This window comes from Pseudomonas sp. NFACC13-1 (assembly GCF_900104425.1).
Classification (GTDB): Bacteria; Pseudomonadota; Gammaproteobacteria; order Pseudomonadales; family Pseudomonadaceae; genus Aquipseudomonas; species Aquipseudomonas fluorescens_AA.
On sequence record NZ_FMXV01000007.1, the window covers coordinates 191,524 to 212,107 of the forward strand.

The following is a 20,584-nucleotide window of genomic DNA, read 5'->3' on the forward strand; positions in this document are numbered from 1 at the left end:
CAATCAAAATATTTGGCTGATACCAACCGCAAACAAAGCTATAAGCCAAGCGCCTTGAAGCGACTCGGTGTTAATGACTCTCTCCTGTTATGTGGCACAGGTAGAAAAATTGTAGTAGTTAATCCAGAAAGTGTAAATCGTAACTTTTTCGTTATGTAACAACAGCAAGCGCTTTTATCAATTGGCAGGACATCGTCAATAGATCGACGGCAGTTAACTGCCATTAGTGCCGGTCAAGGTCTCGACGAATGCCTGACCGCTCATCGGTTGGCCAAATAGATAGCCTTGTAGAAAGTTCACCCCATGGGCGCTCAGGTAGTCGCTTTGTTCGACGGTTTCGACACCCTCGGCAACCATATCCAGGTCCAACTTGCCCGACAGTTCGATGATGCTATCGAGGAGGTGGCGCGACAGGGCGTCGGCACCGATCATCGAGACAAAACTCTGGTCGATCTTCAGGTAGTCCACATTGAACTGGCGCAAGTACGCCAGGCTGGAATGACCGGTGCCGAAATCGTCGAGGGCGATCTTGACGCCCAAATTCCTCAGTTGGTCGAACAGTTGCCGGGTCACGGGCGTCGGTTCGATCAGCTCGCGCTCGGTCAACTCCAACACCAGGGTCATCGCACCCGGCGCGAAGGCATTGAGGAACTCGCGGCAATCGTCCACCAGCGCCAGATCCTGGCAGTGGCGGGCGGTGATGTTGATGCCGACATGAAACGGCGCTTCGAGTCGAGGCGCAAGCGGCACCAGCAGGTGCATGGTTTGCTGCATCAGCGCACGGGTCATCGGCACGATCACGCCACTGTGTTCGGCGAAGGGGATGAACAGATCCGGGCGGACCAGGCCTTCCTTGGGGTGGTTCCAGCGCATCAGCACCTCGACGCCGGCCCAGCGTTTGCTGTCGCTGTGCACGACCGGTTGCAGGTAGGGCACGAACTCGCCGGCTTCCAGCGCCCGTTGCAATTCACGGCTGGGAGACGAGGCGCGCTGTTGCAGCCAGTGTCCGAGTGTCCCGGCCACAACGCCGAAGAAGACCAGCAGGCTGAGCAGTGGCGGATATTCCCTGGCCATGTAGCGCCAGGTTTCACCCTCGTCGAATCCGGCTTCCACATTGAAGGCGTAGCGCGCTGAACCCAGTTCGGTCTGGGCCACCGGCGACCCGGGCAAGGGCGCTGGCCGGACCTTGCCATCCGCCGCCAGCCAATTCGGCCCGACTTGGAGCCGCAGCCGGGCCTGGCGGCCGATCAGGCGCAGGACGTTGGCCAGGTGGTACCCGTCAAGGGTGGCCAGGGCGCCTTGCCGGCCCTCATTGAGCCGGTAGATCAGCAACGCGGTGTCCGGCGTCACCGGGTTGCCGTCCAGGAGCCACAGCCTGCCCTGGTGATAGTCGCTCGGGTTGACGCGTTCCTCGAACGCCCCGAACAGCGAGCTGCAATAGAGGTTGTTGTCCCAGATCAGGTTGGCCGAGCGGACAAAGGGCCGGCGCGTCACCTGTTCGCGCAAGGCCAGCTTCACCACTTCGCAGGGCTGGCCGGCCAGGGGCAATAGTTCACGGGCCGCCAACGCGGTGTTGTCGAGCATCAGTTCGATCTGCCTGACCGACTCCTCGGCGGTCTGCAGGGCGTGTTGCGCCAGCGTCCGTTCGGCTTGCATGTACAAAATGACCAGCCCCGACAGGATCGGCACCAGACCGCAAAGCAGGGTGACCAGAAAGCGACGGGACCGGGCGTGCGAGCGGGTGGCGGTCAAGGGCATCGGCACAACCTGAGGAAAAGGAGATGAGGGAAGCGTCAGATGCCGACCATGATAGATGGCCTGTCGGTGACTTGCCTGTCTGTGGGCAGGCCCGCAATTGTTGCAAGCTGACCCACCGCCATCGCGAGCAAGCTCGCTCCCACAGGGAGCCTGCGGCGCTCACGCCCATACTGTGGGAGCGAGTTTGCTCGCGATGACGTCGTGACATTCAATCTCGATGCAAGCTGACTCGCCGACATCGCGAGCAAGCCCGGCCCCACAGAGGCTCATGACTGTCGGGCCAGCTCGATGAACGCCAGGGTCGCGGGCGAGGCCTGGCGGCTGTCCAATACCGCCAGGCCGATCTGGCGCGGCACCCGCGGCGACAGGGGCCGGGCGACGTAACCGGGATTTCCATCGTCCGGCAACGACCCTTCGGACACCACGCTCACCGCCTCGCCACGCCTGACGACATCCAGGGTGCTGAGCAACTGCGAACAACGAAAACGCACGTTCGGTGTCAGCCGGGCGGCATTGAACAGGCGCGTGACCAGCTCCGACGATCCCGCCTCGGTGTGCACGAAGGGGTCGTTGCACAGGTCCTTGAGGCTCAGGCTGGCCTGGGCGGCGAGGGGGTGTGAGGCGGGCAGCAGGGCGACCATCTGATCTTCCAGCAACGCGAACGTATCGAAACGCTCCTCGGGCAGCACCACGAAACCGACGTCGATCCGCCGTTCGTCCAGCCATTGGACGACCTGCCTGTCGGGCCCTTCGTCGATGTGCACTTCGATCCCGGGATGCAAGGCTCGATAGCGCCGCAGGATTCCGGGCAACAGTTTCATCGATGACGTCGGCCCGAACGAGCCGATGCGCAAGGTGCCTCGGCGCATGCCCCGGGCATCGGCGGCTTCCTGACGCAAGGTGTTGGCCAGCCCGAGCATGGCCCGGGCCCGCAGCAGCAACTGCTGGCCAATGTCGCTTAGCTCCACCACCGACTGATGGCGCCTGAGCAATTCCACGCCCAACTCTTGTTCCAGGGATTTGATGGCGTGGGACACCGCGGATTGGCCAATGCCCAAGCGCGTGGCCGCGGCGGTGAAACCTCGCAGCTCGGCGACCAGGGAGAATATTTCGAGTTGAGTGAGGGTCATGAGTGATCGCTCATTTTACGATGACAATGCATGAGCCAGATAATGAGGTATCTGACTTGAATCAGGAAGCAGCACAACACCTGTAGCGAGGTCGCAACCTGTGGGAGCAAAGCTTGCTCGCGATGAACGATGACTCGGTTTGCCTGCTGAGTCGCGCCGCCTTCATCGCGAGCAAGCTTTGCTCCCACAATTAATCCCCCCCGCCACAGGTTTTGCGTTGTTCTCATTAGCGTGCGGTGGTGAAACCATGAAAACCCTCGAACAAACCGTCCCGATCCCGTCGGACCTGCCGGTCTACCTGAAGCTCGCCATGGTCACCATGATCTGGGGCGGGACCTTCGTGGCCGGCCGGATCCTTGCCGATGCCTTGGCGCCGATGTTTGCCGCCAGCCTGCGGTTCCTGCTGGCGAGTCTCGCGCTGCTGGCGTTTCTCGCCCTGGCCGGGATCCCGCTGGCCAGGCCCACTGTGAAGCAGGGGCTGCAATTGGCGGCGCTGGGGTTCTTCGGCATCTTTTTCTACAACCTGTGCTTCTTCTATGGCTTGCAGTACATCAATGCGTCGCGGGCTTCGCTGATCGTGGCCTTGAACCCGGCGGTGATCGGGCTGGCGTCCTGGTGGTTGTTCAAGGAGCGGCTCAGCCGCCTGAAAGGGGCGGGCATCGTGCTGTGCATTGGCGGGGCGGGGTTGGTGATTGTCAGTCGTGATCCGTCCTTGTTGCAAGGCGCGACGCAGGGCTGGATCGGCGACCTGTTGATTTTTGGCTGCGTGCTGGGCTGGGGCGTCTATTCGCTGTTTTCGAAAAAACTCAATGACAGCCTCGGTCCCTTGCAGACCGTGACCTGGTCGATTCTGCTGGGCACGCTGATGTTGTGGCTGACCTGCGCGGCGGCGGGCGAGGTTCGGCTCGACGCCCTGCGCGCGTTGGACATGGAACAATGGCTGAGCCTGTTGTACCTCGGCGTGCTGGGCTCGGCCCTGGCCTATATCGCCTGGTATGACGGCATTCGCCGGATCGGCGCGACCCGCTCTGGCGTATTCATCGCGCTCAACCCGCTGACGGCGGTGCTGCTGGGAGCGCTGCTGCTGGACGAACGGCTCACGGCCTTGATGTGCGTCGGCGGGGGCGTGATCCTGGTGGGTATTTTCCTGTGCAACAAACCCCTTGCGCGGTCGAAGGAAAAGGCGATTTGATACAGAAGGCGGACAAATCCGGTTACGCTGTGTAGAATCGATTTACGCATATAAGAATAACGTCTTCTGGCAGCAGAAGCCTCGCCCGCGAGAGCCTTGGGTCGACAATGAAGATACTTGGGTTTCAACTGATCTACGGCGATTTCCTCGCCCGCAGCGTTCGTGGTATTTCCTGCGCGCCGCCCCGTGTCCCCAGCATTGCCTGCAACTAACGTTTTTTGTTAATTGACCAGAATGATGAGGCGCCGACATGGCAGATCTATACGAAAACCCCATGGGCCTGATGGGCTTCGAGTTCATTGAGTTCGCATCCCCGACCCCCAACACCCTGGAGCCGATCTTCGAGATCATGGGCTTCACCAAAGTGGCCACCCACCGCTCCAAGGATGTGCACCTGTATCGCCAGGGCGCGATCAACCTGATCCTCAACAACGAACCCCACAGCGTGGCCTCGTATTTTGCCGCCGAGCACGGCCCGTCGGTGTGCGGCATGGCATTCCGGGTCAAGGATTCGCAACTGGCCTACAAGCGCGCCCTGGAACTCGGCGCCCAGCCGATCCACATCGAGACCGGCCCGATGGAGCTGAATCTTCCGGCCATCAAGGGCATCGGCGGCGCGCCGCTGTACCTGATCGACCGTTTTGGCGAAGGCAGCTCGATCTATGACATCGATTTCGTGTTCCTTGAAGGTGTGGACCGCAACCCGGTGGGCGCGGGCCTGAAAATCATCGATCACCTGACCCACAACGTGTACCGCGGGCGCATGGCCTACTGGGCCGGCTTCTACGAGAAGTTGTTCAACTTCCGTGAGATCCGTTATTTCGACATCAAGGGCGAATACACCGGCCTGACCTCCAAGGCCATGACCGCCCCGGATGGCATGATCCGCATCCCGTTGAACGAAGAGTCGTCCAAGGGCGCCGGGCAAATCGAAGAGTTCCTGATGCAGTTCAACGGCGAAGGCATCCAGCACGTGGCTTTCCTCACCGATGACCTGATCAAGACCTGGGACCACTTGAAAAGCATCGGCATGCGCTTCATGACCGCGCCGCCGGACACCTACTACGAAATGCTCGAAGGCCGCCTGCCGAACCACGGCGAACCAGTGAATGAACTGCAATCGCGGGGCATATTGCTCGATGGTGCTTCCGAACAGGGTGATAAGCGCCTGCTGCTGCAGATCTTCTCGGAAACCCTGATGGGGCCGGTGTTCTTCGAATTCATCCAACGCAAGGGCGACGACGGCTTTGGCGAAGGCAACTTCAAGGCGTTGTTCGAGTCCATCGAGCGCGACCAGGTGCGTCGAGGCGTGCTGGCGACCGAGTAACACCTGACCCATGAAAAAGCCCGCCCGGCAGTGATGTCGGGCGGGCTTTTTATTGAACGATGCAGAGCCTGTGGGAGCGAGCTTGCTCGCGATGGCGGTGGGTCAGCTTGCATCGATATTGGCTGATCCGCCGCCATCGCGAGCAAGCTCGCTCCCACAGGAGGGCGTTGGCCTCAAGCCCTGCGCCGTTGCCGCACCAGGTGCTTGAAGCCTTCGAACACCAACACCGCCACGGCCATCCAGATGGGGATGTAGGTCAGCCATTCAGCGGCCTCGATGCTTTCGCCCAACAGCAGCGCAACGCCCAGCAGCAGGACCGGTTCGACGTAGCTCAACAAGCCGAACAGGCTGAACGGCAGCAGCCGGCTGGCAACGATATAGGACACCAGCGCGCTGACGCTGATCACCCCGAGCAACGGGATCAGCAGCGACAGCCGCGGGTATTGATCGAACACGTTGAAACCCTGTTCACCGCTTTGCACGAACCACAGCGCCACGGGCAGCATCAGGGTCATGTCCAGCCAGAGCCCGCCGAGGTTGTCGGTCTTGATGCGTTTGCGCAGGATGAAATAGATCGGGTAGCCGATCACCACCAGCAAGGTTGCCCAGGAAAAACCACCCACCCGGTACAACTCGTTGAACACGCCAAGGGTGGCGAAGAACACGGCGACTTTCTGCAGGTAGGACAGGCGCTCGCCATAGACGATGCGCCCGGTCAGGACCATCGACAGCGGCAGCAGGAAGTACCCCAGCGACACGTCCAGGCTGTAGCCATTGAGCGGCGCCCACATGAACAGCCATAGCTGCGCGCCCATCAGCACCGAAGAGAGGATTGCCGCAATCAATAGCCTTGGCGTGGCGACCAGGCGTTGGATCAGCGCCGTGACCAGGTGCCAGTCCCGCGTCACCAGCAGGAAGGCGGTCATGCATGGCATCGTCAGCAGCATGCGCCAGCCGAAGATCTCCACGCCGCTCAGGGGGGAGAGCAATGAGGTGTAGTAGTACATGACGGCGAACAGCACAGAGGCCGAGACCGATAGAGCGATGCCTTTGGACACGGTGATTCTCTTGAGGGCGATCAATCAACCCAAACTGTTGGCTGGCAAGGTTATCCAGGGGAGCAAGTGTGTGGGAGCAAGGCTTGCCCGCGATGGCGGCGCTGCGGTTGAACGGTTGAACCGCGTTATCGTTCATCGCGGGCAAGCCTTGCTCCCACGGGCACTCGCCCCGGCACGAAATGACTCACATCATTGAACCCCGGTGTCGACGCATGCCCCGGCGTCACCAGCGAATCGATGAAGGCTTCATCTTCCGCGCTGATCTTCACCGCCTGCGCCTTGATGTACGAATCCCACTGCTCCTCGGTGCGCGGCCCGACGATGGCCGAGGTCACGGCGCTGTTGTTCAGCACCCAGGCGATGGCGAACTCGACGATGCCCACGCCCCGGCCCTGGGTGTATTGCAGGATCTGCTGGGCAATGCGCAGGGACTCGACCCGCCATTCGGTTTCCAGGATGCGTTTGTCCTGGCGCCCGGCACGGCTGTTGGCGTCCGGCGCCACATCCGGCGCGTACTTGCCGCTGAGTACGCCGCGGGCCAGCGGGCTGAACGGCACCACGCCAAGGCCGTAGTTCTGCGCGGCGGTGATCTGCTCGGTTTCCGCCTGGCGGTTGACGATGTTGTACAGCGGTTGGCTGATCACCGGTCGGTCGATGCCCAGGCTGTCGGCGATCCGGATCACTTCGGCGATGCGCCAGCCACGGTAGTTCGACAGGCCCCAATAGCGGATCTTGCCCTGGCGAATCAAGTCGCCGATGGCCGACACGGTGACGTGCAGCGGGGTGTTGTGGTCTTCGCGGTGCAGGTAATAGATGTCCAGGTAATCGGTGCCCAGGCGCGTCAGGCTGGCCTCGATGCCATTGAACAGGTGCTTGCGGCTCAGGCCGCTGCGGTTGGGCACGCCGTCCGGCGGGCCGAAGCCGACCTTGGTGGCCAGCACCCATTCGTGGCGGTGACGGGCGATCGCCTCGCCGACGATTTCCTCGGAGCGGCCGTTGGTGTAGACGTCCGCGGTGTCGATGAAATTGATGCCCTGGTCCCAGGCCTTGTCGATGATCCGCAGGGAATCCTCGGTGCTGGTCTGTTCGCCGAACATCATCGTGCCCAGGGTCAACGTCGAGACTTGCAACCCGGAATGGCCTAGCGTGCGGTAGCTCATGACAAGATCCTTTTATCCATGGAGAAAGGCTCAATCAAACCCCAGAACCACCGCGCGGATCAAACAGAATTCTCAAACACTGCCAATCCTGTGGGAATGAGCTTCTGTGGGAGCAAGGCTTGCCTCAGGTGCGCAGGGTGCGGGTCATACGCAGTGCCAGCAGGCTGCCACACACGATCACCCCGGCGAGCAGGTACAACGCCGCGTCGGTGGAGCCGGTGGCGTCCTTGACCCAACCCACCAGGTACGGGCTGAGGAAGCCGGCCATCTGGCCCATGGAATTGATCAAGGCCAAGCCACCGGCGGCGGCTCCGGCGCTGAGCAGGGCGGTGGGCACCGGCCAGAACATCGGCAGGCCGGTGAGGGCACCCATGGTGGCAATGGACAGGCCGATGATGGCGATGGCCGGGGTGGTGGCGAAGTTGACGGCGATCAGCAGCCCGACCGCGCCCATCAGCATCGGCACCACCAAGTGCCAGCGACGTTCTTTGTGCAAGTCCGCCGAGCGACCCACCAGCAACATGAACACCGCTGCCAGCAGGTAAGGAATCGCACTCAGCCAGCCAATCACCAGGTTATCGCTGAAACCCAGGCTCTTGATGATCGACGGCAGCCAGAAGTTGATCGCGTACACGCCGCTCTGGATGCAGAAGTACACCAGGCCAAAGGCCCAGATCGCCGGGTTCTTGAATACGGCCAGCAGGGAGTCGCCGGTGGTCTGCGGTTTGTTCGCCAGGTCGTCGGCATGGTCGGCGGTGAGCACGGCGCGTTCCTGGGCGGTCAGCCATTTGGCGTTGGCGAAGGTGTCGCTGAGCAGGAAGAACGCCAGAGCGCCGAGGATCACCGTCGGGATACCCTGCAGCAGGAACATCCACTGCCATCCCGCCAGGCCGCCCTGGCCCGCGGCGAAGTGGTTGAGGATCCACCCGGAAAACGGGCTGCCCAACAGGCCGGACACCGGGATGGCCGACATGAACAGCGCCATGATCCGGCCGCGACGGAACGTCGGGAACCATTGCGAGAGGTACAGCACCACGCCAGGAAAGAATCCGGCTTCGGCCGCACCCGTGAACAGCCGCAGGGTGTAGAACTGGGTGGGGGTGGTGACGAACAGCAGGCAGGTCGACAGCGTGCCCCAGGTGATCATCATCAATGCGATCCAGCGCCGGGGGCCGAACCGGGTCAGGGCCAGGTTGCTCGGTACGCCACACAGTACGTAGCCGATGAAGAAGATCCCGGCGCCGAGACCGTACACGGTTTCACTGAATTTCAAGGCATCGAGCATCTGCAGCTTGGCGAAGCCAACGTTGACCCGGTCGAGGTAGTTGAACAGGTAGCAGATGAAGATGAAGGGGATCAAACGCAGGGTGATGCGCTTGTAGACGGTATTCTTTTCGTCGTTGGTAGCCAGGAGGGCTGCTGCGCTCTGGGACATGGCGAGGTCTCTCTTTATTATGATTTTTGCGAGCCAGGGGGTAACGTTGACCGCCCCTTGAGTCTCGGCCAGCCCAAGGTCCCGTGTCTTTGTGCTTGAGCACAGGGTTTGAATGCAGGCCCTGTGCGCCTGACCAAACCCATGCCTGAAACAACAATTCATGCCCCCTGCAAGGAACACCGCCCATGTTCGAACTCGATCACGACCTGGCACAGGACATCGTCGACCGGGCGATGGCGATCCTGCCGTACAACGTCAATGTCATGGACAACCAGGGCCTGATCCTCGGCAGCGGCGAGCGCGAGCGGGTCAATACGCGCCATGAGGGGGCGCAACTGGTCCTGGCCAATGGCCGGGTGGTGGAAATCGACGAGCACACCGCGATGCACCTCAAGGGCGTGCAGCCGGGGATCAACCTGCCGCTGATGTTCGATCAACGGCTGATTGGCGTATTGGGCATCACTGGGGAGCCCGCGCAACTGCGTACCTACGCCGAACTGGTGCGCATGACCGCCGAGATGCTGGTGGGCCAGCGCAACCAGCAGGCCGAACAGCAATGGCGCCGCCAGCGTTGCGATGACTTGCTGGCGTTGCTGCTGGGGGACGCCGGGGATTCGCCGCGACTGCTGGACGAAGCCCGGCAAATGGGCCTCAAGCCGCAACTCTCACGAGTGCCGTATCTGTTCGAACTGGGCCTGGAGCACGGGTCCGGCCAGACCGTCGAGACGCTGAGCGCCTGGCTGATGTCGCGCTACCCGGACAGTTGGTGCCTGACGTCGTCCAAATCTTCCTTGCTCTGGTGCCGGCCGGTGACCGCCTCGGTGGAGAACGAGCGCCTGCTGGGCAAGCTCGACGGATTGGGCTGGAGCATTCTGCGCGTGGCGGTGGGCGGCCAGGCCGAAGGGCTGGCGGGCCTGCGTCGTTGCTACCGACGGGTCGGGGACCTGTTGGCCTACGGGCGCGATGTGTTGCCGCAGTCGCGAATGCTGACCCTCAACCGTTATCGCTTGCCGGTGATGCTCTGGCGTCATCGCAGCGACGACGCCCTGGATGAATTGCTGACCCCGCTGCGCAAGGTCATCGCCAAGGACAGCAACGGCCAGTTGCTCGCGACCCTACGCAGTTGGTGCGAACACGACGGCCAAAGCCAGGCCTGCGCCGACGCGTTGGGCATTCACCGCAACAGCCTGCGCTACCGCATGGAACGCATCGCCGAGCTCAGCGGCGTGGATCCGTTGCGGCTGGATGGGATGCTGGCGTTGTACCTGGGAGTGCAACTGTTGCCGCAGACCGCCGAGATCACCCCATAACCTGTGGGAGCGAGCTTGCTCGCGATGACGGTGGCACATCCAATACCTGTGCAAGCTGACACACCGCTATCGCGAGCAAGCTCGCTCCCACAGTTTGATCTGCGGCACTCGCTCTGTGGGAGCGAGCCAGCTCGCGATGAGGCCGGCAGCTTCAACCTGAATCTCCTGGAAAACCGGTATTTGTGAAATTGAACAATAATGCCCGGTGTCTTTTGTGCGGCAGACCGGCGTCACGGCTGCGGTCAACTGGCAGCATGCTGTGCATCGGAACCGGAGAGTAATATGAAAATAATCATCGCCCCCGACTCGTTCAAGGACAGCCTCAGCGCCCAGGGTGTCGCCGATGCCATCGCCCAGGGGCTGGCCCAGGTCTGGCCGGATGCCCAGTTGGTCAAGTGCCCGATGGCCGATGGCGGCGAGGGGACGGTGGAGTCGGTGCTGGCCGCCTGCAATGGCGAGTGGCGTCACACCCGGGTCCGCGGTCCCCTGGGCGCTCCCGTCGAGGCCCGCTGGGGCTGGTTGGCCGACAGCCGCACCGCGATCATCGAGATGGCCGAGGCCAGTGGCTTGCAGCTCGTGCCACCGGAGCAGCGCGATGCCTGTTCCAGCAGCACCTACGGCACCGGCGAGTTGATCCGCGCCGCCTTGGACGAAGGGGCCGGGCGGGTAATCCTGGCCATCGGCGGCAGTGCCACCAACGACGCCGGCGCCGGCGCGATGCAGGCCCTGGGCGTGGCATTGCTGGATGACCAGGGCCAACCCCTTCCTTCCGGCGGACTGGCTTTGGCGAACCTGGCGCGCCTCGACCTGAGCGACCTCGACCCACGCCTGGCCCATGTCAGTTTCGAGATCGCCGCCGACGTCGATAACCCGCTGTGCGGACCCCATGGCGCTTCCGCCGTCTTCGGTCCGCAGAAGGGCGCCTCGGTCCCTCAAGTGCAGGCACTGGACCGGGCCCTGGGGCATTTCGCCGACCATTGTGCCCAGGCGCTGGGCCGGGATGTACGCGACGAGCCGGGCAGTGGCGCCGCCGGTGGCCTGGGGTTCGCGGCCAAGGCTTTTTTGGGGGCCCAGTTTCGTACCGGCGTGGACGTCGTCGCCCGATTGACCGGGCTGGCCGAGGCGGTCAGCGGCGCCGACCTGGTGATCACCGGCGAAGGCCGTTTCGACGCCCAGACCCTGCGCGGCAAGACCCCCTTCGGCGTGGCCCGCATCGCCCGCCAGCAGGGCGTACCGGTGGTGGTCATTGCCGGCACGCTGGGGGAGGGCTACCAGGCGCTGTACGAACACGGTATCGACGCCGCCTTCGCCCTGGCCAACGGGCCGATGACCTTGCAGCAAGCCTGCGTCGACGCCCCGCGCCTGTTGAGCGAGCGCGCCCAGGACATCGCCCGGCTGTGGCGGGTGGCGCGCCGATAAAGCCGGTCGCGCACACTTGTGGCGAGGGAACAAGCTCCCTCGCCACGGAAGCCTTGTGAAATATTTTTTTACATTCCCCTGCAAAAACCCTGGAGCCCGGCCGATAACCACTCAGGCGTACACACAATTATTCCAACCCGTACGCTGGCGGCATGGATGCTCGACCCCATCACAGCGAGGTCTTCCCATGTCTCTACGCAACTTGAATATCGCTCCCCGGGCTTTTCTGGGCTTCGCCGTCATCGCGTTGCTCGTCGTTATCCTCGGCGTATTCGCCGCCAATCGCATGTCAGTCATCCGCCAGGCTTCGCTGGACATGGAGCAGTCCCAAGTGCCCAGCGTCGGCTACCTGGCCAATGTGCTGGAAAGCGTGTTGCGCATGCGCATTCTTTCGTTCCGGATCCTGGTCAACCGCGACCCGGCCAGCCTGACAGAGGCCGACGGCCGCATTGGTGTGCTGGTGGAAAAACTGAACAAGGCCAATAGCGGTTACGCTGCGTTGCCGGCCTCGCCGCAAGAGGCTGAGCTGTACAAAGTCTTTTCGGCGACCCTCGACAAATATCTGCAAGCCCAGAAAGAAATGCTCGAGTTGTCGCGCCAGAACAAGACTGACGAGCTGCGCACTCACATCAATACGCGGATCAAGGAAGGCACCGACCTGATGGGCGAGCAGCTCAACAAGCTCATTGCCCTCAACGTGGCCGGTGCCAGTGAGGCATCGGCCCTGGCCGGCGAACATTACAACAGCGCCATCACCGGCATCATCGTCGTCTCGCTCATTGCCGCGCTGGCCACGGTCGTGTTGGCGTTGCTGCTGACCCGCAGTATCGTCGCGCCACTCAACCGGGCCTTGGAGGCGGCCCGGATCATTGCCAGCGGCAACCTGGTCCAGGACATCGCGGTTGACGGCAAGGATGAACCCGGCCGCTTGCTCCAGGCCTTGGCCGCGATGCAGGGCAGCCTGCGCCAGACCATCGAGCAGATCGCCGGCTCCGCCAGCCAATTGGGGGCGGCGGCCGAGGAACTGAGCGCGGTCACCCAGGAATCCTCCCGCGGCCTGCAACAGCAACACAATGAAATCGAGCAGGCCGCCACTGCCGTCAACGAGATGACCGCCGCCGTCGAGGAGGTCGCCCGCAACGCGGTGTCCACTTCCGAAGCTTCGGGCCAGTCGACCCAGGCAGCCCAGGAAGGGCGCTCGCGGGTGGTGGAAACCGTCGATGCGATCCAGACCATGACCCACGACGTGCAAGCCACCGCTTCGATGATCGAAGGCCTGGCGGTCCAGGGCCGGGACATTGGCAAGGTGCTGGATGTGATCCGCGCCATCGCCGAGCAGACCAACCTGCTGGCGCTGAACGCGGCCATCGAAGCCGCCCGTGCCGGGGAAGCCGGACGCGGTTTCGCGGTGGTGGCCGATGAAGTCCGGGCCCTGGCCCATCGCACCGCCCAATCGACCCAGGAAATCGAAAAAATGGTCGCCGGCATCCAGAACGGTACCGGCCAGGCCGTGCAATCGATGCAGCAGAGCAACCAGCGCACCCAAAGCACTTTGGAGATGGCCCGGGCCGCCGGCGTGGCCCTGGAGCAGATCACCCAGTCGATCCACCAGATCAACGAGCGCAACCTGGTCATTGCCAGCGCCTCGGAAGAACAGGCCCAGGTCTCCCGCGAAGTGGACCGCAACCTGGTGAACATCCGTGACCTGGCTACGCAATCGGCCAGCGGCGCGAAACAGACCAGCGACGCCACCCACGAACTGTCGCGCCTGGCGGTGGGTTTGAATGCGATGGTGGCGCGGTTTGTGATTTGAGATAGGGTTGAGGCTGGATTCCGCGCAATCAGGAGACGTACATGCGCTTCTCAGTCTTGACCCAACGCATCACCGGCGAAGGTGCCGCCGCCTGGCAGATTCACGACCGGGCGCTGGCCATGCGCGAACAGGGCATGGACGTGTTGCTGTTGTCGGTGGGCGACCCGGACTTTGACACTCCACGGGCCATCGTCGATGCGGCGGTGGGCAGCCTGCGGGCTGGCGACACTCATTATTCGGACATTCGCGGCCTACACACCTTGCGTTCCAGCATTGCCCGGCGTCACCGCCTGCGCTGCGGCCAGGGAGTAGGCGCCGAACATGTGGTTGTGCTGCCGGGGGCGCAATGCGCGGTGTACGCGGTCGCGCAATGCCTGCTCAACCCTGGCGACGAAGTTATCGTCGCTGAGCCGATGTATGTCACCTACGAGGCGGTATTCGGTGCCTGTGGCGCGACAGTGGTGCCGGTGGCGGTCCGTCCGGAGAACGGTTTTCGGGTCGAACCGGCGGATGTTGCCCGTCTTGTGACCCCGCGTACCCGGGCGATGCTGCTCAACAGCCCGAACAATCCGTCCGGCGCCAGCCTGCCGATGTCCACCTGGCAAGCCTTGGCGCGGTTGTGCATCGAACATGACCTTTGGCTGATCAGTGACGAGGTCTACAGCGACCTGATCTACGAAGGCGAACACATCAGCCCGGCCAGCCTGCCAGGCATGGCCGAGCGCACCGCGACGATCAACAGCCTGTCCAAATCCCACGCCATGACCGGCTGGCGCATCGGCTGGGTCATCGGGCCGCAGGCGCTGGCCGGGCACTTGGCGAACCTGTCGCTGTGCATGCTGTTCGGCTTGCCGGATTTCGTGCAACGCGCCGCCCAGGTCGCGCTGGAGCAGGCTCTGCCTGAGGTGGCGCAGATGCACGAGGAATATCGCCAGCGCCGCGAGCTGGTGTGCGCCATGCTTGATGACTGCCCGGGCCTCAAGCCGGTGCGGCCTGACGGCGGGATGTTCGTGATGGTCGATGTGCGCCAGACGGGCCTCGACGCCCAGGCATTTGCCGAGCGGCTGTTGGACGGGTATGGCGTGTCGGTGCTGGCCGGCGAGGCGTTCGGGCCGAGTGCGGCGGGGCATATTCGGATCGGGTTGGTGGTCGATCAGGTGAAACTGGCGGAGGCGTGTAGGCGGATTGCCTCGTGTGCCGGTCAGTCTTTGCAAATGCGCTGAAGTTTCACAATGCTCAATCGCAGTGTATTCACAAAGAGCTCACGATCCAGAAAAGGGGTAATCCGGTAAAGCTTTGTAGACAGTGTGTGAAATTGTGTAAGGGGTTTGGCTCTGGGTGGGTGAGGGCGTATATCCTTGGCCGCTTGAGATTTTCCTGCGCCTGTTGCACCGCTATCGCGAACAAGCTCGCTCCCACAAGGGTCTTGGGGACGACACAACACCACTGTGGGAGCGAGCTTGCTCGCGATAGCGGCATGGCCGGCGCCACAGCACTTTCTGGAAACACCATGCCCAACATCCTCCTGGTGGAAGACGACACCGCACTCTCTGAACTGATCGCCAGTTATCTTGAGCGCAACGGCTATCAGGTCAGCGTCCTCAGCCGTGGCGATCATGTGCGTGAACGGGCGCGGGTCGATCCGCCGGACCTGGTGATCCTCGACCTGATGCTGCCGGGGTTGGACGGCTTGCAGGTCTGCCGCTTGCTGCGGGCCGATTCGGCGACCTTGCCGATCCTGATGCTCACCGCCCGGGACGACAGCCATGACCAGGTCCTGGGCCTTGAAATGGGCGCCGACGACTATGTCACCAAGCCGTGCGAGCCCCGGGTGTTGCTGGCGCGGGTGCGCACCTTGTTGCGGCGCAGCAGCCTCATCGAGCCGCAGACGGCCAACGACCGCATCCTGGTGGGCAACCTGTGCATCGACCTGTCCGAGCGCACGGTGACTTGGCGCGGGCAGGCGGTGGAATTGTCCAGCGGTGAATACAACCTGCTGGTGGTGCTGGCGCGGCATTCCGGCGAAGTGTTGAGCCGCGACCAGATCCTGCAACGCCTGCGGGGCATCGAATTCAACGGCACCGACCGTTCGGTGGATGTGGCGATTTCCAAGTTGCGGCGCAAGTTCGACGACAACGCCGACGAAGCCCGCAAGATCAAGACCGTGTGGGGCAAGGGCTACTTGTTCAGCCGTTCCGAGTGGGAATGCTGAGTCGATGTGGAAGCTGCTGATTCGCCTGTACCTGGTCACCATCGTGTCCTACAGCGCGGCGATCTACCTGATGCCGGAACTGGTGGTCCGCCTGTTCCACGAGCGTTTCCTGACCTACAACCTCGATTATTCCCGGGGCCTGCAAACCTTGTTGGTCAAGCAGTTCCGCGCCGTGCCCAGCGCACAGTGGCCGGCGCTGGCGGCGCAGATGGACAAGGAATTCGACCCGCTGCGCATCGAACTGGCCGCCATTGATGACAACGGTTTCAGCGCCGAGGAGCAGGCACGTCTCAAGCGCGGCGAGAATGTGGTGCGCCTCGGCGACTGGGCCTGGCGAACCCTGGCGGCGGCACCGCTGGATGAGCGCACGGCGGTGAAGATGGTCGTGCCGCCGGACCCGGCCGATGTCAGCTGGTTGTACTGGAGCATCAACGTGTTGATCGGCGCGACGATGCTGGCCTGCCTGTTGCTCTGGTTGCGGCCTCACTGGCGCGACCTGGAACGCCTGCGGCGCACCGCCGAGCGTTTCGGCAAAGGTCATCTGGGGGAGCGTACGCACATCGCCTCCAGTTCGAACATCGGCAGCCTGGCCCACGTGTTCGACACGATGGCAGGGGACATCGAGAACCTGCTCAACCAACAGCGGGATCTGCTCAACGCCGTGTCCCACGAACTGCGCACGCCCCTGACGCGGCTCGACTTCGGCCTGGCCCTGGCGCTGTCCGACGACCTGCCGGCACCCAGCCGCGAGCGTCTGCAAGGGCTGGTGGCGCACATTCGCGAGCTGGATGAGTTGGTGCTGGAGCTGCTGTCCTACAGTCGATTGCAAAACCCGCAACACTTGCCCGAACGGGTCGAAGTGGCGCTGGACGAGTTCATCGACAGCATCCTGGGCAGCGTCGACGAGGACCTGGCGGCGCCGGACGTGGTCATCGACGTGTTGTTGCATGGAACGCTGGAGCGTTTTGTGCTGGACCCACGGCTGACCGCACGGGCGTTGCAGAACCTGCTGCGCAATGCCATGCGTTATTGCGAAAAGCACATCCAGATCGGCGTGCTGGTGGGTGATCAAGGCTGTGAGATCTGGGTCGACGACGACGGCATCGGCATTCCCGACGGCGAACGCGAGCGGGTGTTCGAGCCGTTCTATCGCCTGGACCGCAGCCGCGATCGCGCCACGGGCGGCTTTGGCCTCGGCCTGGCCATCAGCCGCCGGGCCCTGGAAGCCCAGGGCGGCACCTTGACGGTGGAAGCCTCGCCACTGGGCGGGGCACGTTTCAGGCTATGGCTGCCAACACCACCCTGATGCATCCTCGACCCCCGTAGGAGCTCGTAGGAGCTGACGAGTGAAACGAGGCTGCGATCTTGCCCCAGACAATTGAGTCGCAGACAAAAGATCAAGATCAAAAGATCGCAGCCTTCGGCAGCTCCTACGCAAGGTTGCCCCTTCTACCCAAACAACCCCGCCGCAATATTGATCGAAAACCCCAGGATCGCCGTGTTGAACACAAACCCGATCAACGACTGCGCCAGCACGATCTTGCGCAGCTGCCGGGTAGCAACCCCCACATCCGAGGTCTGTACCGCCACGCCGATGGTGAAAGAGAAATACAGGAAATCCCAATAGTTGGGCGTGGTCAGCCCTTCGGCAAACCGCAGCGCCGGCTCCTTGCCCTCCCAGGTGTAATACAGCCGTGCGTAGTGGACGCTGAAAATCACCCCGATCAGCAACCATGAACCGATCACGGTCATTGCCGTGAAGCCGTAATGCAACAGCTTGCCAGCGGCCTGCAGGTCGCGGCTGCCGGCCAGCTCGAAGGTGATGGTCGCCAGGCTGGCCAATGCCGCGACGCAGACCGTCAGCAGCACCAGCCCGGCATTCTCATCTTCGATTTCGGCGATGCGCTTCACATCGGGCGCCTTGGCCCGCACGGTCAGCCAGAACATCAGCACCAGGTAGGTCCAGACCCCGGCATTCCAGCCGATCAGGATCTTGCTGATGATCGAGTCCACGGGAACCAGGATACCCACCGCCAGGCCAAGGACCGTGGCGCTGGAAAGACGCGGGTGAGTGCGGGCGAGGAAGGGCATGGAGGTTCACTGTGCGGAAAAGAGGCACCTAGTATGAGCCATCAAGCGAAGGGGCGACCGTCTATCGCGCTGGATTCGATCAATTGCACGCCCGCTTCCTGCATCCGCCGGATCGCCGCCTCCATCGAGCCCTCCCTGTCGATGCCCCGGCAGGCGTCTTGAGGTCGCCGGTCAAAACCGGTCGGGGTCTGGTGGTCCGCTTCCATGGCCAGGGGCCCGTGTGCAGACTGACCCACCGCTATCGCGAGCAAGCTCGCTCCCACACTGGATCTCCAGTGAATCTAAAACCTGTGCCCGGCCCAAATCCCACTGTGGGAGCGAGCTTGCTCGCGATGACGGCGGCCCATTCAACATTGATGCATGCTGATCCACCGCTATCGCGAGCAAGCTCGCTCCCACAATGGAACTTAGGTGGACGCATGATGGATGGCTTGCAGAAAAAATCTCCCTGCATGGGGGAGTGTCTTTCGTCGAAAATATTCCAGGTTTGATGGCTTTTTGACATTTGCTTCGTGCGTCCCTGTCACGATTCAGTACAATCGCCGACCTCCGACCGGGCATGGAAGCAGTACGGATCTTCTGTTACGAGAAAAAACCATGCTCATCGGCAGTTATTCCCCCGCCCTTGTTTCGATTTCCTTGTTTGTTGCCGTGCTGGCTTCCTACACCGCGCTGGATCTGGCCGGGCGTATCGCGACCGCCCAGGGGCGTGCCGCGCATTTGTGGATGACCGGGGGCGCGCTGGCGATGGGGGTGGGCATCTGGTCCATGCACTTCATCGGCATGCTGGCGTTCACCTTGCCGGTTGAGCTTGGCTACGATGTTTCGATCACCGCGCTGTCGCTGCTGACCGCCATTCTTTCCAGCGGTTTTGCCCTTTGGCTGGTCAGCCAGCCGCGATTGCCGGCGTGGCAACTGGCTTTCGGGGCGCTGATCATGGGCGCCGGGATCAGCGCCATGCATTACACCGGCATGGCCGCGCTGCGGATGCAGCCGGGCATCGATTACGACCCGACGCTGTTCGGGGCATCGTTGGTGATTGCTGTCGGCGCGTCGGCGGCGGCGCTGTGGATTGCCTTTCGCCTGCGCCAGAACAGCCCCCATGTGCGTCTGGCGCGCGCGGGTGCCGCGGTGGTCATGGGCATCGCCATCGTCGGCATGCACTACACCGGCATGGCCGGGGCGCGGTTCAGCGAGGGCAGTTTCTGTGGTTCTCTGGACGGTTTGAGCGGCAAGGGCCTGGACAATCTGGTGTTGATCACCACCCTGGCGGTGCTGGCCATTGCCTTGCTGACGTCGATTCTCGATGCGCGCCTGGAAGCCCGCACCGCCGAGCTGGCCCAGTCCCTGACCCGGGCCAACCGGGAACTGACACAGTTGGCCCTGCACGACCCCCTCACCGGACTGCCCAACCGTGTGCTGCTGGCCGACCGGATCGACCAGGCCATGCATCGGGTGCAAGAGCAGGGCGGCTGCTTCGCCTTGATGTTCATCGACCTCGATGGTTTCAAGCCGGTCAACGATGCCTTTGGTCACCACATGGGTGACCTGTTGCTGCGGGACGTGGCCCTGCGCCTGCGTGAAGACCTGCGCAGCCAGGACACCCTGGCGCGGATCGGCGGTGATGAATTCGTGCTGTTGGTGCAACTGGTCGAGCCCGACGATGCCTTGCGACTGGCGGCCCGCCAGGTCGGCTTGATCGGGCGCACGTTCCGGGTGTCTGAGCATGACTTGCAGATCTCCGCCAGCGTCGGTATCGCCCTTTACCCTGGCAACGGCCAGAGCGCTGAAGAGCTGCTGATGAACGCCGACGCGGCGATGTACCACGCCAAGGGCGCTGGCAAAAACGGCTACAGTTTTTTCGACGCCTCGATGAACAGCAACGCCCGCAAGCAATTGCAGCTGTTGCAAGACTTGCGCATGGCCGTCGAACAGCGGCAGTTCAGCCTGCATTACCAGCCCAAGTTCGACGCGGCCAATGGCCTTCCGGTCGGGGCCGAAGCCTTGTTGCGCTGGACCCATCCGACCCAAGGCCTGTTGATGCCCGACACGTTCATCGACCTGGCGGAAAAGACCGGGTTGATCATCCCCATCGGCGAATGGGTATTGAACGAAGCCTGTCGGCAGATGCGCGAATGGTACGTGCTCGGTTATACCGACTGGCGCATCGCGGTGAACCTCTCGGCCTTGCAGTTCTGTCACACCGGTCTGGTGCAGAGCGTGGCCAAGGCGTTGGAAACGCATAAGCTGCCGGCCAACAGCCTGACCCTGGAAATCACCGAAACCACCGCCATGAGCGATGCGGACGCGAGCATGACGGTGTTGCAACTGCTCTCGGACATGGGCGTGGATTTGTCCATCGACGACTTCGGCACCGGCTACTCGAGCCTGATGTACCTCAAGCGCCTGCCGGCCAACGAGTTGAAGATCGATCGCGGCTTCGTGCGGGACCTGGAGCACGACAGCGATGACGCGGCCATCGTCTCGGCCATCGTCGCCCTCGGCCAGGCCCTGGGCCTGCGGATCGTCGCCGAAGGCGTGGAGACCGACATGCAACAAGACTTCCTGACCCAGTTGGGCTGCGATTCGCTGCAGGGCTATCTGTTGGGCCATCCGCTGCCGGCCGAGCGTTTCCTGCAGGACATTCGCCAGGCGAAAACCATGGCGATAGCCTGACCC

At 62.8% G+C, this 20,584-nt stretch carries 16 protein-coding genes and 1 pseudogene; 10 read left to right on the forward strand and 7 right to left on the reverse strand.

The genetic code is table 11. The annotated features are described in order from the left end of the window. Positions 1 to 213: 213 nt before the first annotated feature. Together BLQ55_RS12350 and BLQ55_RS12355 are read right to left on the reverse strand one after the other, a co-directional pair. Positions 214 to 1,758, reverse strand: coding sequence for an EAL domain-containing protein (locus BLQ55_RS12350; protein WP_092254032.1), 1,545 nt, complete (start codon positions 1,756 to 1,758; stop codon positions 214 to 216). Positions 1,759 to 2,024: 266 nt separating this feature from the next. Then, entirely contained in the window at positions 2,025 to 2,888 is an 864-nt protein-coding gene (locus BLQ55_RS12355; RefSeq protein WP_092254034.1) for a LysR family transcriptional regulator, read from the reverse strand. Between the two features lie 247 nt (positions 2,889 to 3,135). Between BLQ55_RS12355 and BLQ55_RS12360 the strand changes: the two genes are divergently transcribed. Continuing rightward, on the forward strand, positions 3,136 to 4,080 hold the full coding sequence (locus tag BLQ55_RS12360) for a DMT family transporter (RefSeq protein WP_092196601.1): 945 nt from the start codon (positions 3,136 to 3,138) through the stop codon (positions 4,078 to 4,080). A gap of 250 nt (positions 4,081 to 4,330) precedes the next feature. After that, a complete protein-coding gene (hppD, locus tag BLQ55_RS12365; RefSeq protein ID WP_060741677.1) occupies positions 4,331 to 5,407 on the forward strand; it encodes a 4-hydroxyphenylpyruvate dioxygenase in 1,077 nt (358 codons plus the stop codon). A gap of 173 nt (positions 5,408 to 5,580) precedes the next feature. Here the strand turns inward: hppD and rarD are convergent, their stop codons facing one another. The 3 genes from rarD to BLQ55_RS12380 all read right to left on the reverse strand — a co-directional run bounded on the left by rarD (position 5,581) and on the right by BLQ55_RS12380 (position 9,060). Further along, positions 5,581 to 6,465 (reverse strand): EamA family transporter RarD, encoded by an 885-nt coding sequence (rarD, locus tag BLQ55_RS12370; protein ID WP_092196598.1) that lies wholly within the window; start codon positions 6,463 to 6,465, stop codon positions 5,581 to 5,583. A gap of 125 nt (positions 6,466 to 6,590) precedes the next feature. Continuing rightward, positions 6,591 to 7,625 carry an aldo/keto reductase gene (locus BLQ55_RS12375; protein ID WP_092196595.1) on the reverse strand — a complete coding sequence of 345 codons (1,035 nt, stop codon included), beginning with the start codon at positions 7,623 to 7,625 and terminating at the stop codon, positions 6,591 to 6,593. Positions 7,626 to 7,749: 124 nt separating this feature from the next. Continuing rightward, positions 7,750 to 9,060, reverse strand: coding sequence for an MFS transporter (locus tag BLQ55_RS12380; protein ID WP_092196592.1), 1,311 nt, complete (start codon positions 9,058 to 9,060; stop codon positions 7,750 to 7,752). A 185-nt stretch (positions 9,061 to 9,245) separates the two neighbouring features. Between BLQ55_RS12380 and BLQ55_RS12385 the strand changes: the two genes are divergently transcribed. The 7 genes and pseudogenes from BLQ55_RS12385 (at position 9,246) to BLQ55_RS12410 (ending at position 17,120) form a co-directional block, all read left to right on the forward strand. Then, entirely contained in the window at positions 9,246 to 10,370 is a 1,125-nt protein-coding gene (locus BLQ55_RS12385; protein WP_092196589.1) for a sugar diacid recognition domain-containing protein, read from the forward strand. Between the two features lie 282 nt (positions 10,371 to 10,652). After that, positions 10,653 to 11,789, forward strand: a complete 1,137-nt coding sequence (locus BLQ55_RS12390; protein WP_092254036.1) for a glycerate kinase — start codon at positions 10,653 to 10,655, stop codon at positions 11,787 to 11,789. A 187-nt stretch (positions 11,790 to 11,976) separates the two neighbouring features. After that, positions 11,977 to 12,747: pseudogene (locus tag BLQ55_RS32805) on the forward strand (MCP four helix bundle domain-containing protein); the annotation flags it as partial. Beyond that, a complete protein-coding gene (locus tag BLQ55_RS32810) occupies positions 12,739 to 13,602 on the forward strand; it encodes a methyl-accepting chemotaxis protein (protein ID WP_371128532.1) in 864 nt (287 codons plus the stop codon). The pseudogene BLQ55_RS32805 and the gene BLQ55_RS32810, both read left to right, overlap by 9 nt. A gap of 41 nt (positions 13,603 to 13,643) precedes the next feature. Next, positions 13,644 to 14,825: a pyridoxal phosphate-dependent aminotransferase gene (locus BLQ55_RS12400; RefSeq protein WP_092254038.1), complete on the forward strand. Its 1,182-nt coding sequence runs from the start codon at positions 13,644 to 13,646 to the stop codon at positions 14,823 to 14,825. Positions 14,826 to 15,112: 287 nt separating this feature from the next. Next, on the forward strand, positions 15,113 to 15,814 hold the full coding sequence (locus tag BLQ55_RS12405; RefSeq protein WP_060741688.1) for a response regulator: 702 nt from the start codon (positions 15,113 to 15,115) through the stop codon (positions 15,812 to 15,814). 4 nt (positions 15,815 to 15,818) lie between these two features. Next, positions 15,819 to 17,120, forward strand: a complete 1,302-nt coding sequence (locus BLQ55_RS12410; RefSeq protein ID WP_092196578.1) for an ATP-binding protein — start codon at positions 15,819 to 15,821, stop codon at positions 17,118 to 17,120. A 143-nt stretch (positions 17,121 to 17,263) separates the two neighbouring features. Here the strand turns inward: BLQ55_RS12410 and BLQ55_RS12415 are convergent, their stop codons facing one another. Both BLQ55_RS12415 and BLQ55_RS31495 read right to left on the reverse strand, forming a co-directional pair. Then, positions 17,264 to 17,905, reverse strand: a complete 642-nt coding sequence (locus BLQ55_RS12415; protein ID WP_092196575.1) for a DUF1345 domain-containing protein — start codon at positions 17,903 to 17,905, stop codon at positions 17,264 to 17,266. Positions 17,906 to 17,946: 41 nt separating this feature from the next. Then, positions 17,947 to 18,111, reverse strand: a complete 165-nt coding sequence (locus tag BLQ55_RS31495) for a hypothetical protein (protein WP_256326566.1) — start codon at positions 18,109 to 18,111, stop codon at positions 17,947 to 17,949. A gap of 391 nt (positions 18,112 to 18,502) precedes the next feature. On the opposite strand from BLQ55_RS31495, the gene BLQ55_RS12425 reads away from it, so the two are divergent. After that, positions 18,503 to 20,581, forward strand: coding sequence for a putative bifunctional diguanylate cyclase/phosphodiesterase (locus BLQ55_RS12425; RefSeq protein ID WP_092196569.1), 2,079 nt, complete (start codon positions 18,503 to 18,505; stop codon positions 20,579 to 20,581). The last annotated feature ends 3 nt before the right edge of the window (positions 20,582 to 20,584 follow it).